This is a genomic window from Paraburkholderia sp. MM5496-R1 (genome assembly GCF_050436205.1).
GTDB classification, from domain to species: Bacteria; Pseudomonadota; Gammaproteobacteria; order Burkholderiales; family Burkholderiaceae; genus Paraburkholderia; species Paraburkholderia tuberum.
Window position 1 is genome coordinate 2399096 of the sequence record NZ_JBNDLT010000002.1, and the last position, 12472, is coordinate 2411567.

The following is a 12472-nucleotide window of genomic DNA, read 5'->3' on the forward strand; positions in this document are numbered from 1 at the left end:
CAAGCCCACATGGCACAATGTCGGCCTCGTTCCGTCTGTTTGTGTCTTCCGTCTCATGACTCCTCTCTCCGAACTCGCGCAAGGGCAGCAGTACCCCGCCGCCGCGCTGTATGTGGTGGCCACGCCGATCGGCAACATCGCCGACATCACGCTGCGCGCGCTGCACGTGCTCGGACTCGCGGATCGCATCGCCGCCGAGGACACCCGCAACACCGGTCAGCTGCTCGCGCGCTACGGCATCTCGAAGCCGCTCGTCGCCGTGCATCAGCACAACGAGCGCACCGCCGCGCAGCGCGTGATCGAGTATCTGCAGGCCGGCGAGCGCGTGGCCTACGTGTCCGACGCGGGCACGCCGGGCATCTCGGACCCCGGCGCCAAGCTCGTCGATGCCGTGCGCGAGGCCGGCTTCGTGGTGGTCCCGCTGCCCGGCGCGAGTGCGCTCGCCACCGCGCTCAGCGCGACCGGCGACTGGGTCGCGACGTTCTCGTTCCTCGGCTTCCTCCCGCCGAAGCCGAAGGCGCGCGCCGCCGCTTTGCAAGCGCTCGCGCAACATCCTCACGCGATGGTGTTCTACGAAGCGCCGCACCGGATCGTCGAGACGGTCCAGGCGCTCGCCGATGCGTTCGGCGGCACACGCCGTCTGCTGATCGCGCGGGAACTGACGAAGTTACACGAAGCCCTACACCAGGGCACCCTGGCCGAAGGGCCAACGTGGCTCGCTGCCGACGCGAACCGGCAGCGTGGCGAATTCGTGCTAGTGGTCGAAGGCGCGGCGCCCGAAGCGGCCGGCGAGCACGATCACGACGCGCTGCTCGGCATCCTGCTGGAAGAATTGACGGTGAGCAGCGCGGCGAAGGTCGCGGCGGCGCTCACGGGCGCATCGCGCAACGTGTTGTACGCGCGCGCGCTGGCGCTGAAGGAAGACAAGCCCGACGCCTGAGAGCCAAGCCGGGCGGGTAAACGGCGGAAGGCAAAGAAAACGGGCCGCATGTCGCGGCCCTTCGATTTTCTGCAGACGGTTGGTTCAGCCGACGCGGCATCATCGCCACGTAACGTCACATCACTTGTTCGAGTCCGAGTTCGACGCGAGCGTCTCGTTCAGCTCGGCGCGCGCTTCCTGCTGCGTGAGCCCTTCGATCTTGACCCGCGCGGTGCCGGTGTGGCGCATGTCGAGCATGGCAGCGGCCGCCATCGACAGGTCGATCACGCGGCCGCGGGCGTACGGGCCGCGGTCGTTGATCCGTACGATCACCGAGCGCGAATTGGCCGGATTGGTCACGCGCACGTACGAGCCGAGCGGCAGCGTGCGATGCGCGGCCGTCAGGGCATGCATGTCGTAACGCTCGCCATTGGCGGTGCGGCGGCCGTGGAAGAAGCGTCCGTACCATGACGCGCGTCCGATCTGATGGAAGTCCGCGACGTCGACGCCGTCGTCGGTGAGCGGCTGCGCGTCAGCCAGCGGCGACGCGGGCGCGTTCGACGCGCTCGGGCTCGAGGCCGGCGCGCTACCGAACGATTGCGGTCCGAAAGAGCTCAGGTGCGTGTTCTTTGTACTTTGCGGCGTGTCGTTCGCGGACGTATCGGGCGCGCCCGGAGGCGTGGCACAGCCGACCAGTACAAAAAAGGCAAAAAGAGTCCCTACACCACGGGTTAGCCGAGTTTTCATAAGACGTGCAATCACATTGTCGAGCCGCGTCACCCGCAAACTGCTGGGTATGTTGCTTGCGGCTCCGGCGGTAGGGACGACAACGCGCCGCGCGAAAATGCGCAGTACGTCAAAGCCCGGATACGGCTCACTCAGCCGCTACCGCACGGTTAATTTTCACGTCTGGCGCAACCTGTCCCCGGCAGCCTGACCAGACCCCACATGCCGCCAACTGAACGTGGCAATGACACGTTCTTGCGCGCGCAACTCAGCGCGCAGGAACGGCGGCGTAGGCCCCACCCAGCGTCACGGAGATTAATTCCGTAGCAGGCGCGCGGCGCCTGGCTGGGCAAGACGTGTGCATCGAACGCATCGATACTGGATGGCCGTCGGCATTCCGACAGCCCTTACTTGAACGGCGAGCGGCATTCCCTTTTTGTGGGAACGCATCGCCTTGTGGCAGCACAATTCCTAGTGCATGGAGTCCATTATACCCAAAACTTTTTTTTGGGATGGTGAGCTGCTCAAAAACTTGATCAATCTTCACATTTATCGCAAAAATGGACATACGAAAGACCGAGACGGGCCGTGAGCCGGCCCCGTCGCATGGGCGGTGGAGGCTGTCGCGAGGCCCGGTACAATCAACGTTTTTCCAGCGCGTCGTCCAGCCATGAAAGTCACCCTGATCCCCGTCACGCCGTTCCAGCAGAACTGCTCGCTGCTCGTTTGCGAGGCCACCGGGCGCGCTGCCGTCGTCGATCCGGGCGGCGACCTCGACATGATCCAGCGCGAGATCGCGCGGCAGAACGTGACCGTCGAGAAAGTCTTGCTGACCCACGGCCACATCGATCATTGCGCCGGCGCGAAGACACTCGCCAGCCACTACGGCGTGCCGATTGAAGGTCCGCATCCCGACGAACGTTTCTGGCTCGACATGCTGCCGGACCAGAGCACGCGCTTCGGCTTCCCGGCCGCCGACGCCTTCGAGCCGGACCGCTGGCTACAAGACGGCGACACCGTGCAATTCGGCGACGAAACCCTCGAGGTCTACCACTGCCCCGGCCACACGCCGGGCCATGTGGTCTTCTTCAGCCGCGCGCACCGGCTTGCACTAGTTGGCGACGTGCTGTTCGCCGGCTCGATCGGCCGCACGGATTTCCCGCGTGGCAATCATGCGGACCTGATCCGCTCGATCCGCGACAAACTCTGGCCGCTCGGCGACGACGTCACGTTCGTGCCCGGCCACGGCCCGACCTCGACGTTCGGCGCCGAGCGCCGCACGAATCCCTACGTCGCCGACGGAGTGGGCGCATGAGCAGCGAAATCTATGTGAGTACCGACGTCGAAGCGGACGGCCCGATCCCCGGCCCGCACTCGATGCTGAGCTTCGCATCCGCCGCATACACCGAAGACAAGCAGCTGATCGCGACGTTCTCGGCGAATCTCGAACTGCTCGAAGGCGCAGCGCCGCATCCGGTTCAGGAAGCGTGGTGGAAGACCCAGCCGGAAGCATGGGCGGCCTGCCGCCAGGACTTGCAGAAACCCGAGGCCGCCCTGACCGCCTACGTCGAATGGGTCGAGGCGCTGCCGGGCAAGCCGGTGTTCGTCGCGATGCCCGCCGGCTTCGACTTCACCTATATGTTCTGGTACATGATGCGCTTCGTCGGCCGCTGCCCGTTTTCGTGGTCGGCGCTCGACATCAAGACGCTCGCGTTCGCGATGACCGGTCTGCCGTACCGCAAGAACATCAAGCCGCGCTTTCCGAAGCACTGGTTCGACGAGCATCCGCACACGCACGTCGCGCTCGACGACGCGATCGAGCAGGGTGCCCTCTTTTGCAACATGCTGAAGGACTTGCGCGCGCGTCAGCCCGAGCTGCCGGGGGACGGCAAGGATGATGGGGACGGCTCAGGGCAAAACGCCGCTCCCGACCCGGTAAATTAGGCAATCTCGCTCGCGAGAGCCGTTTTACATTGCGTTTCGTTTTCGCGCCCTCTACCATGCGTTGATACGGCGACGCTAACGGAGGCGCAGTTGACACTCGATACGTTCTCACAGAAGATCCTGCGCCTACTGCAGCTCGACGCACGTCGTTCCGTGCAGGAAATCTCCGACCAGGTCGGGCTGTCGAGCACGCCGTGCTGGCGGCGCATCAAGGACATGGAACAGTCGGGCGTGATCCAGCGCTACACGGCGCTGCTCGATCGCGAAAAACTCGGCTTGCACGTGTGCGCGCTCGCGCATATCCATCTGACGCGCCACACCGAAGGCGGCGTCGAGCAGTTCGAGCGGGAAATCGCCACCTGCCCCGAAGTGACCGAGTGCTACAGCACGACCGGTGAATCCGATTACATCCTGAAGATCGTCGCGCCGGACATCAAGGCGTACGACAGCTTCCTGCACGAACGCATTTTCAAGATTCCAGCCGTCGCGCAGGTGCGGACGAGCGTCGTGCTGCGCGAAATCAAGTTCGATACGCAGTTGCCGTTGTGACGGATGCCGCCGCCGCGGGCGGCATGAAGGTTCGCGGCATCGGATGCCCGAAACTCGTCGGACTCAGGCGGCGTTGTGAGGCTCCGTGGCAGTTGACCGAGCGCCGGGGGCGACGCCGGTCTGGAGTTCCGCCGCCGGACCGCCTTGCGCGGCCGAGATATCCCGTTGCAGCAGCACGTCTAGCTTGCGCGCGCCGAGACGACGCTTGAGCGCCTCCAGATCGACGCGCCCAAGCGACTGCGCCTCGCTTTCCAGCAGACGCGCGGCCTCGGGGCCGTCCGCAGCGCGCCCTTCAACGGACGCCACCGCCGGTAACACCACCTCCACGTCGAGCCCGGTGCTCAGGTAGTGCAGATTTATCCCAGCGGCCTGCAAGCCCCAGGCCGCCAGCGCCGCGTCGACCTCGGCGGTCACGCGCTCCCGCGGCGGCAGATCGACCGGTGGATGCGCGAGCGCATCGTTTTCCGGATCGACGTGGATCAGCGCGTCGAGCACGCGCTTGTCGGTCAGCACACGCAGACGCGCCGACTCCGCGATGTAATGCCCTTCCGATACCGAAATCATCGGATCGACCAGAATGTGCGCGTCGACGAGCGCGAAATCGCCCATCTTGCGCGTACGCATTTCGTGCACGTCACGCACGCCGGGGGTGGACATCAGCAATGCGCGCATGTCGGCCGCGGCGGTTTCGTCGAGCGCGCGGTCCGACAGATCCTGCAGCGCGTCCCAACCGAAGGTCCAGCCCATGCGCGCGACCATGAAACCGACGATGGCCGCCGCGATCGGGTCGAGCAACCGCAAGCCGGCGAGACTGCCGATCACGCCGATCCCCACCACCAGCGACGATGCCGCGTCAGAGCGCGCGTGCCATGCGTTCGCGATCAGCATCGCGGAACGCACGCGCTTCGCCTCGCGCAGCATGTAGCGAAACAGCGCTTCCTTGCAGACCAGCACGAGCGCCGCGACCGCGAGCGCGCTCATGTGCACGGGGGGAATATTTTGCAGGTCGGCGAGCCGCGTACCGGCGCGCCACAACATGCCGACGCCGACCGAGATCAGCAGCGCGCCGAGAAATAACGACGCCACCGTCTCATAACGGCTATGCCCGTAATTGTGATCCGCGTCGGGCTTGGCCCCGCTGTGCCGATTGGCAATCAGCACGACAAAATCGGAAATAAGATCGGCAAGGGAATGGATACCGTCGGCAACTAGCGCCTGCGAGTGCGCGATCGTGCCGATGGCGATTTGCAGCGTCATCAACACGCTATTGAGCGCAATACTCGCAAAAGTACTTTTGCGCGCAACGCGTTGTTTCTCGGTGGTTTGGGCGATCGCGGCGGACTGCATGCTGAAGAGGCGGAAAGGTCAATTATTGTTATTGTACCCGCCGCGAATCGCGCACGCAGGGAAAATCGGGGAAAAACCTTTTTAAATCAATCGCTTATCTAAACGAAAAGCATTCGCGTTCCAGTTGCCTGAAGCGCATGCGACAAAAAACTCGGCGCCGCAAATGACGAAAACCGCGCCCTGAACGGTGCGCGGCTTTTTCAGATTCTGCAGTAGGCTATAAACGCGGTGGATTGCCGCTATTCGTACTACGTGCGGCCAACCCTCACTGCCCGCCTGATCGTGATTACTTCTGGATCAGAAACTTTTCGCGATCAAGACCCGCAATCCAGCGCGGCGGCTTGCCGCGACCCGACCACGTGCTGCCGCTTTCCGGATCGCGATATTTAGGCGCGACGCCTGCGCGCGGCCGGCTCGCTTTAGCGCCTTTCGGTGCGCGGCCGCCGCCGAGTTCGCTCAGCGAAATGCCGTAATCCGCCATCTTCTGCTTGATTTCATTCAAGACTTCCGCGTATTCGCGCGACTTCGCTTCTTCAATCTGCTTTTCGAGCTTCTCGCGCTGCGCGAGCAGTTCCTTGTAAGAAGACATAGGTTTCCCTTGTGGTATGGATAAATGACCGCCGGTCTTTTGCCGACTCGCCTTTGAAGGTTTCATGCCTCGGAATTTGACGGCGAGATTAACACAAAATAGAAAGGCTGGATAAGCAACCGGAAAAAATTAATTTAAATTCGTTTCAAAAAGTTTCCTGCGCTGCTTTTGGGTCGGACTACGGCCTTTCTAATCGCTGATTTCGCATGTCGCTAAAAAAGTCCACTCATCTGCATATTTACACGATTTGACTATCAAGAAATGAGACTTGAGCGGTCCATTGCACATCGAACATTTCACGGCATGAAAGCTTTGGCTTGGATAAGCCGCGCACTATTGAGACAAAGACCCCGTTCGTCGCGACTGGCGCATGCGCGTTTTCTCGATAAATGATAAATACTTTAATCCGCATGCCGCTCGATGCAGACTTCGAGCGCGGCGTGCAATGTCCCGGTATCGGACCGGGCGCCATCGAATGCGAAACGGTGGCGCACGCCGTTGCGTTTCAGATCGGCGCCATAACGGTCGACACCCAGCAATTCGACGCCGCCCGCGCCACTCAGCCGGCGACCGAATTCCGCGATCAGCGCGTCCTCCTCGCTGACTGCAAGCGGCGGCAGCGGATCGAGTTCGGCGCCATCGAGCCAGCCCATCGCGCCAAAGCCGCCGATGTAGCGCAGCCGCTCGACCTCCATGATCCAGAACGTGAAATCGCCCAGCATCAGGTAGCGCTCCGCGTCCGGGTGATAGCGCAGGTAGCGCCGCGCCAGTTCCGGGCTCGAGCCGACCGGCTCGAAGCGGCCAAGCAGCGTGACGCGCTGGCCGCCCAGCACGTCGCCGTCGGGTGCGTCGACGGCCAGAAAACCGGCGCGCGGATCGGTGTGCAGGTTGTGCGTGTGCTCCGCGAGCCGGCTTACGAGGATCGTCGGACGATGCCGCGCGTCCGGCGCGAACGGCAGCACCGACGGATACGGAAAGCCCTCGGGCTGGCGAGCATGGGTGGCGAGCGTGCCGACCGTGGCCGTGTGCAGCAGATGCAGCGGAGCGTGAGCCGGAATGTTCAACTGAGCGTTCCTCGGTGAATTAGGAATGAACGGAAAGCGGTGAGCGGCAGAAAAGCCGCCGCGCGGCAATGCAAAAACCAACTGCGGCGTGCCACGGCATGAAAGCCGGCAATACCGCCAGGTTGCATCCCCCAGCCTATCAATCGTATGCGCCCGATCCCACGGCTCCAAGCATTCGCCACCACGCTTCGATAGAATCGAAGATCCGCTTTCAATGCGCTTTCTCGCGCACTTCGCTTCGAGACCTCCGTGCCCGATCACCAAGCCTCCGAATTCGCCGTCCTGCCCGCCGCGCATCGCAATCTGTCCGTCACCGCACGGCAACGCGCACGCATTGCCACGATGGCGGTATTTTTCATCGCCGGCATGATGTACGCGTCGTGGGGCGTGCACGTGCCGACGGTGCGCGACCGCTTCCATCTGAATCCGGCGATGCTGTCGTTCGCGTTGTTCGCGGTGGCGGGCGGATCGATCGGCGCGATGGTGACCAATGCGTCGTGGATCGCGCGGGTCGGCACGCGCCGCGCCTGCCTGACCGGCGGCCTCGCGATGGCCGCCTGCGCCGCGCTGATCCTCGTCGTGCCGGCGTACTGGATCGTGCTGATCGTGCTGGCCGTCTTCGGCGCGGGCATGGCCACGCTCGACGTCGCGATGAACGCCGAAGCGAGCGCCGTCGAAAAGGCGCTCGGCAAGCCGATCATGTCGTCGCTGCATGGGATGTTCAGCCTTGGCGGCATGTTCGGCGCGGCGGTGGGCGGGGCGCTGCTGTCGCGCGGCATGGCGCCGGCTGTGCACCTCGCGCTCGCCGCGGCGGCCAGCGCGCTCGTGCTGGTGCTCGCGTGCCCGTCGGTGCTCCCGCACGTGCCGCACGCCGAGCATCCCGATGCCGCGACGCCGCGCGCGAGCCGCTGGCGCTCGCCGGCGTTGTGGGCGCTCGGCACGATGGCGCTGGTCGCGCTGATCGCCGAAGGCGCGATGTACGACTGGGCCACGGTCTATATGCGCGATGTCGTGCTCTCGACGCCCGCGCTCGCCAGCGCCGCCTACGCGGCGTTTTCCGGCGGCATGGCAGCAGCGCGTTTTGCCGGCGACGCGGTGCGCGCCCGCTTCGGCGCGCCGCAACTCGTGATGATCAGTGCGGCGCTCGCCTGCGCCGGGATGGTCGACGCGCTGCTGCTGCCGAATCCGGTGGCCGCGCTCGCCGGCTTTGCGCTGATCGGCCTGGGCCTCGCGAACATGATGCCGGTGCTGTTCGCGGCGGCCGCGAGCGTGAAAGGCATCCACGCGGCCGAGGGGCTCGCGCACGTCGCGGGGCTGGCCTATTTCGGGTTGCTGCTCGGACCGGTGATCATCGGTGCGGTCGCGCAGGTGACCAATCTGACGATCGGGCTGTCGGTCGTCGCCGTGTGCGCCGCGATGATCGCGCTCGTCGGGCCGAAGGTGCTGCGGCGTTTGAAGATCTGACGCAAACGCAACGCCAAAAAGAAGAGGCACGCAAGCCTGACGGCCCACGTGCCTCTTTGGCGGCAAATCGAAGTGCGGCCCGACGCCGCCTTCGACCACACCGAATTTACATCTTCACGACGTCGAGCAGCGTCTTCTTGCCTTGCTTGTAGTCGTACAGCGAGATCACGCCGTGCTGCAGGTCGCCCTTCGAGTCGAACGTCGTTTCGCCGATCACGCCCTTGTAGTCGGTCGTCGGCATCGCTGCCAGGATCTTCGCCGGATCGGTCGAGTTAGCGCGCTTCATCGCGTCGACGATGATGTACACCGCGTCATACGTGAACGGCGCGTAAATCTGGATCGGCTGGCCGAAGCGCTTCTCGTACTTCGTTTCGAACGCCTTGCCGCCCGCCATCTTTTCGAGCGCCATGCCGGCTTCCGAGCAGACGATGTTGTCGGTTGCGTCGCCGGCCAGGTCCGACAGCTTGTCGGTACACACGCCGTCACCTGCCAGCACCTTCGCGCGCAGGCCGAGCTGCTTCGCCTGCTTGGCGAACGGGCCGCCGGTCGCGTCCATGCCGCCGTACATGATCGCGTCGGGATTTTCACCCTTGATCTTCGTCAGAATCGCGCGGAAGTCGACGGCCTTGTCGTTCGTCGCGTCGTGCGACACGACCTTCATACCGAGCGACTTCGCCGTCTTCTCGAATTCGTTCGCGAGACCCTGGCCGTAAGCGGTCGAGTCGTCGACGATCGCGACGCTCTTCACCTTCATGCCCTTCGCCGCGTAGTTCGCGAGAGCCGGGCCTTGCTGAGCATCGGTCGCGACGACGCGGTAGGTCGTCTTGAAGCCTTGCTGCGTGTAGGCCGGGTTCGTTGCCGACGGCGAGATCTGCACGATGCCCGCATCGCTATAGATCTTCGATGCCGGGATCGAGGTGCCCGAGTTCAGGTGGCCGACCACGGCGACGACCTTGTCGTCGACGAGCTTCTGCGCAACCTGCGTGGCCGTGCGGGGGTCGGCCGCGTCGTCCTGCGCGTCGAGTTGCAGCGTGATCTTCTGGCCGCCGATCGTCAGACCCTTCGCGTTGATTTCCTCAATGGCGAGGCGTGCGCCGTTTTCGTTGTCTTTACCCAGGTGAGCGATACCGCCAGTCAACGGCGCGACGTGACCGATCTTCACGACCGTGTCGGCCGCGGCCGATGTTGCCAACGTCGCGAACAGCACCGCCGCAGCGCTGATCGGCAACAGCTTTTGAATCTTGATGTTCATGTAAGTCTCCAGTTTCGGTCAAAACAACGTAATCGCCCTGTGCCCCGCTTCCCCTACACGTGTCGCTCAGTCCCGTGGACGACCACGCCGGTTGCATCGTTCATGCACTTGGCCAGTACGTTTACCGGACTGTTTGTGACAGTTGGCAAACCGTACTTGCGCGCAAGTGTAGGCCATCAAATTAATTTGCGGGAATTTTTTGAGAAAGTGGGAACTACACTAATAGCGCAGTTCCCGGGCGAACCGCTTGTGGCTTGGGCGAGCAAACCGGAAAGCCCCAGCCCATGCGGGTTTCCGCTAATTAGGAAGTTTCTCCGCGGGCGCGGATTTAGCCATTTTCCGGCTTCTGTCACATATGATTCGAAGGGTTTTTCAACTCAAAAATGTGGCGTGCCGCACAGGATTGTGAGTGCGGTAAAAAACTTAAATCAGCCTTAAATCGGCCATGCAATCAACGCAAGAACGCGGCGATTCGCACGGAGGCCGCCTGCCATTCCTGCTCGAGCTGCGCCATCAGTTCGATCGCGCCAATTGCTTCGGCGCGCGTGTGGCCAAGCGGCGCACCCTGCCCCGCCCACAACGACAGGTAATCGCCGTTCTGCGCACGCGCCGCGTTTTGCCGCAGCTCCTGCGTCAACGCGTTTTGCACCGGATACGGCGCGATGCTGTCCGCCGATTCGCGCAAACGTTGTATCAACGGATTGCGGATGCCGCGCGCGTGGCGGCCCGTGATCGCGCGCGTCACCGTGGTCGAGGTATCTGACATGCCGCGCACGCGGGTTTTCCATGCCTCGGGGATCGCGCTCTCGCGGGTGGTCAGAAACGCGGTGTCCATCACCGCGGCTTGCGCACCGAGCGCGAGTGCCGCGACGATGCCGCGACCGTCCATGATGCCGCCGGCCGCGAGCACCGGCAGCCCGGTCGCGTCGACCAGTTGCGGCACGAGCGCCATCGTGCCGACCAGCGCATCTTCGAATGCGCCGATGAACGTGCCGCGATGCGCGCCCGCCTCCGCGCCTTGCGCGGCGACGGCATCGGCGCCCGCATCGCGCCACGCGATGCCTTCGGCAACATGCGTCGCAGTCCCAACTACATAGCTGCCGCTCGCGTGCAAACGCTCGACCTCGTCCGCTGCTAGCAGTCCGAACGTAAAGCCGGCGACCGGCACCCGCAATTCGATCAACGTTTCCAGTTGCGCGCGAAAGTCAGGCGCATAGCGTGCGAGCGGCTGTCCCGGCGGCAAGCCGAGATCGGCGCGCAGCGGATCGATTGCGTCGAGCGCGCGGCGCACGGTGGCTTCATCGGGCGAGACCGGATCGAGCACGAACAGATTCACGCCGAACGGGCGATCGGTCAGCGCGCGAATCGCCGCGACCTCGCTCGCGATCTTCTCGGGCGCGAGCGCCGCTCCCGCGAGAAAACCAAGTCCGCCCGCATTGGATACCGCCGCGACGAGCGCCGGCGTCGTCGCGCCGCCGGCCATCGGCGCCTGCACGACGGGTACCCGCATCTGGAAGTGCTCGGCGAACGGCGTCACGAAACTGCCTTCATTCATGTTCGTTTCCTTGCGGCGCAAAGCCGTCGATGTGCTGATTCATGCGCTCGCCAACATGTTCGCGAGATGCGCTGACACGCGCGAGCCATCACGCGCTGACTTTACCGACACGCGCCATCGCGGAGAAATGAATTATCGAGATCGTTTCAATCGCCTGACGAGAATCGAAGCACGCCGCATCACCCGCGAGGCCCCGTCCCGCCCCCCTGCAAGGCGATTCTTTTGATGGCAAACTAACCGCCCGTTGCAGGGCCTCATGGCCTTGAGCGTTTCGTACACACCGACCTCGCGCGGCGGTCGCGCGAGTCAATGGAGAACAGCATGAGCACGACTTCCCGATGGATCGACATCCCCGCCGGCAACGACAGTTTCGGCGGCTACCTCGCGCTGCCGAAGGGCGGCAAGGGACCGGCCGTCATCATCATTCAGGAAATCTTCGGCGTGAACGGCCATATCCGCTCGGTCGCGGATCAGTACGCGCAGGACGGCTATGTCGCGCTCGCCCCGGACGTGTTCTGGCGCGTGCAGCCGCGCGTCGAATTGACGTATGACGGCAAGGATCGCGAAAAGGGCATCGAGCTGATGCAGAAAACCAAGGTCGACGACGCGGTCGCCGACCTCGGCGCCGCTGCGGCCGCCTTGCGCGCGCTGCCGGAAGTGACCGGCAAGATCGCGGCGATCGGCTACTGCTTCGGCGGCCGTCTCGCCTATCTGGCCGCGGCGGCCGGTTCGGTCGACGCCGCTGTCGCCTACTACGGCGGCGGCATCCATAACCATCTCGACAAAGCCGCGAACATCAAGGTGCCGATGCAGTTCCACTACGGCGAGCTCGACGCGCATATTCTGCCGTCGGACATCGGCCAGATTCAGGAGCGCTTCGCGGGTCGCGGCGACGTGCAATTCAACATCTACCCGAACGCCGACCACGGTTTCAACTGCTCGGAGCGTGCGTCGTACAACCAGCACGCGTCGGCATTGGCGCATGGCCGCACGCTGACGTTCCTCGGCGAGCGGATGTAATCCGTGGTTCCGGTATTCAGCCGGCCCCGCCGCCTTGCGCATG

12 protein-coding genes are annotated in these 12472 nt (G+C 64.0%); 6 read left to right on the forward strand and 6 right to left on the reverse strand.

Annotation, left to right across the window (positions count from 1 at the left end; all coding sequences use genetic code 11):
* Positions 1-55: 55 nt before the first annotated feature.
* Complete coding sequence (gene rsmI / locus OKW38_RS18030) at positions 56-940, forward strand: 16S rRNA (cytidine(1402)-2'-O)-methyltransferase (protein WP_429362555.1); 885 nt, start codon at positions 56-58, stop codon at positions 938-940.
* A 120-nt stretch (positions 941-1060) separates the two neighbouring features.
* Here rsmI and OKW38_RS18035 read toward each other — a convergent pair whose 3' ends face one another.
* Positions 1061-1666: a septal ring lytic transglycosylase RlpA family protein gene (locus OKW38_RS18035; RefSeq protein ID WP_429362557.1), complete on the reverse strand. Its 606-nt coding sequence runs from the start codon at positions 1664-1666 to the stop codon at positions 1061-1063.
* Between the two features lie 649 nt (positions 1667-2315).
* Between OKW38_RS18035 and OKW38_RS18040 the strand changes: the two genes are divergently transcribed.
* From OKW38_RS18040 to OKW38_RS18050, 3 genes are all read left to right on the forward strand, one after another.
* Entirely contained in the window at positions 2316-2960 is a 645-nt protein-coding gene (locus OKW38_RS18040; protein WP_429335604.1) for an MBL fold metallo-hydrolase, read from the forward strand.
* The gene (locus OKW38_RS18045) at positions 2957-3589 is read left to right on the forward strand and encodes an exonuclease (RefSeq protein WP_090802665.1); all 633 of its coding nucleotides are present in this window, start codon (positions 2957-2959) and stop codon (positions 3587-3589) included. Before OKW38_RS18040 ends, OKW38_RS18045 begins: the two co-directional genes overlap by 4 nt.
* Before the next feature lie 90 nt (positions 3590-3679).
* A complete protein-coding gene (locus OKW38_RS18050; protein WP_012431468.1) occupies positions 3680-4138 on the forward strand; it encodes an Lrp/AsnC family transcriptional regulator in 459 nt (152 codons plus the stop codon).
* Positions 4139-4201: 63 nt separating this feature from the next.
* On the opposite strand, the gene OKW38_RS18055 is transcribed toward OKW38_RS18050, so the two are convergent.
* The 3 genes from OKW38_RS18055 to OKW38_RS18065 all read right to left on the reverse strand — a co-directional run bounded on the left by OKW38_RS18055 (position 4202) and on the right by OKW38_RS18065 (position 7138).
* Positions 4202-5485, reverse strand: coding sequence for a cation diffusion facilitator family transporter (locus tag OKW38_RS18055; protein WP_090802664.1), 1284 nt, complete (start codon positions 5483-5485; stop codon positions 4202-4204).
* A 286-nt stretch (positions 5486-5771) separates the two neighbouring features.
* Positions 5772-6074 (reverse strand): H-NS family nucleoid-associated regulatory protein, encoded by a 303-nt coding sequence (locus OKW38_RS18060; protein WP_008921239.1) that lies wholly within the window; start codon positions 6072-6074, stop codon positions 5772-5774.
* 401 nt (positions 6075-6475) lie between these two features.
* Complete coding sequence (locus OKW38_RS18065) at positions 6476-7138, reverse strand: HugZ family protein (protein ID WP_090802662.1); 663 nt, start codon at positions 7136-7138, stop codon at positions 6476-6478.
* Positions 7139-7387: 249 nt separating this feature from the next.
* On the opposite strand from OKW38_RS18065, the gene OKW38_RS18070 reads away from it, so the two are divergent.
* Positions 7388-8602, forward strand: coding sequence for an MFS transporter (locus tag OKW38_RS18070; RefSeq protein ID WP_090802661.1), 1215 nt, complete (start codon positions 7388-7390; stop codon positions 8600-8602).
* A 106-nt stretch (positions 8603-8708) separates the two neighbouring features.
* On the opposite strand, the gene OKW38_RS18075 is transcribed toward OKW38_RS18070, so the two are convergent.
* Together OKW38_RS18075 and OKW38_RS18080 are read right to left on the reverse strand one after the other, a co-directional pair.
* On the reverse strand, positions 8709-9854 hold the full coding sequence (locus OKW38_RS18075; RefSeq protein ID WP_090802659.1) for a branched-chain amino acid ABC transporter substrate-binding protein: 1146 nt from the start codon (positions 9852-9854) through the stop codon (positions 8709-8711).
* 451 nt (positions 9855-10305) lie between these two features.
* Positions 10306-11409 carry an NAD(P)H-dependent flavin oxidoreductase gene (locus OKW38_RS18080; RefSeq protein WP_429362559.1) on the reverse strand — a complete coding sequence of 368 codons (1104 nt, stop codon included), beginning with the start codon at positions 11407-11409 and terminating at the stop codon, positions 10306-10308.
* 321 nt (positions 11410-11730) lie between these two features.
* Here OKW38_RS18080 and OKW38_RS18085 point away from each other — a divergent pair, with 321 nt between their 5' ends.
* Positions 11731-12429, forward strand: coding sequence for a dienelactone hydrolase family protein (locus tag OKW38_RS18085; RefSeq protein WP_090805544.1), 699 nt, complete (start codon positions 11731-11733; stop codon positions 12427-12429).
* The last annotated feature ends 43 nt before the right edge of the window (positions 12430-12472 follow it).

Bases quoted from the DNA above. Each gene is read 5' to 3' on its own strand.
- rsmI (WP_429362555.1), top strand. From the start codon at position 56: ATGACTCCTCTCTCCGAACTCGCGCAAGGGCAGCAGTACCCCGCCGCC.
- OKW38_RS18035 (WP_429362557.1), bottom strand. From the start codon at position 1,666: ATGAAAACTCGGCTAACCCGTGGTGTAGGGACTCTTTTTGCCTTTTTT.
- OKW38_RS18040 (WP_429335604.1), top strand. From the start codon at position 2,316: ATGAAAGTCACCCTGATCCCCGTCACGCCGTTCCAGCAGAACTGCTCG.
- OKW38_RS18045 (WP_090802665.1), top strand. From the start codon at position 2,957: ATGAGCAGCGAAATCTATGTGAGTACCGACGTCGAAGCGGACGGCCCG.
- OKW38_RS18055 (WP_090802664.1), bottom strand. From the start codon at position 5,485: ATGCAGTCCGCCGCGATCGCCCAAACCACCGAGAAACAACGCGTTGCG.
- OKW38_RS18060 (WP_008921239.1), bottom strand. From the start codon at position 6,074: ATGTCTTCTTACAAGGAACTGCTCGCGCAGCGCGAGAAGCTCGAAAAG.
- OKW38_RS18075 (WP_090802659.1), bottom strand. From the start codon at position 9,854: ATGAACATCAAGATTCAAAAGCTGTTGCCGATCAGCGCTGCGGCGGTG.
- OKW38_RS18080 (WP_429362559.1), bottom strand. From the start codon at position 11,409: ATGAATGAAGGCAGTTTCGTGACGCCGTTCGCCGAGCACTTCCAGATG.
- OKW38_RS18085 (WP_090805544.1), top strand. From the start codon at position 11,731: ATGAGCACGACTTCCCGATGGATCGACATCCCCGCCGGCAACGACAGT.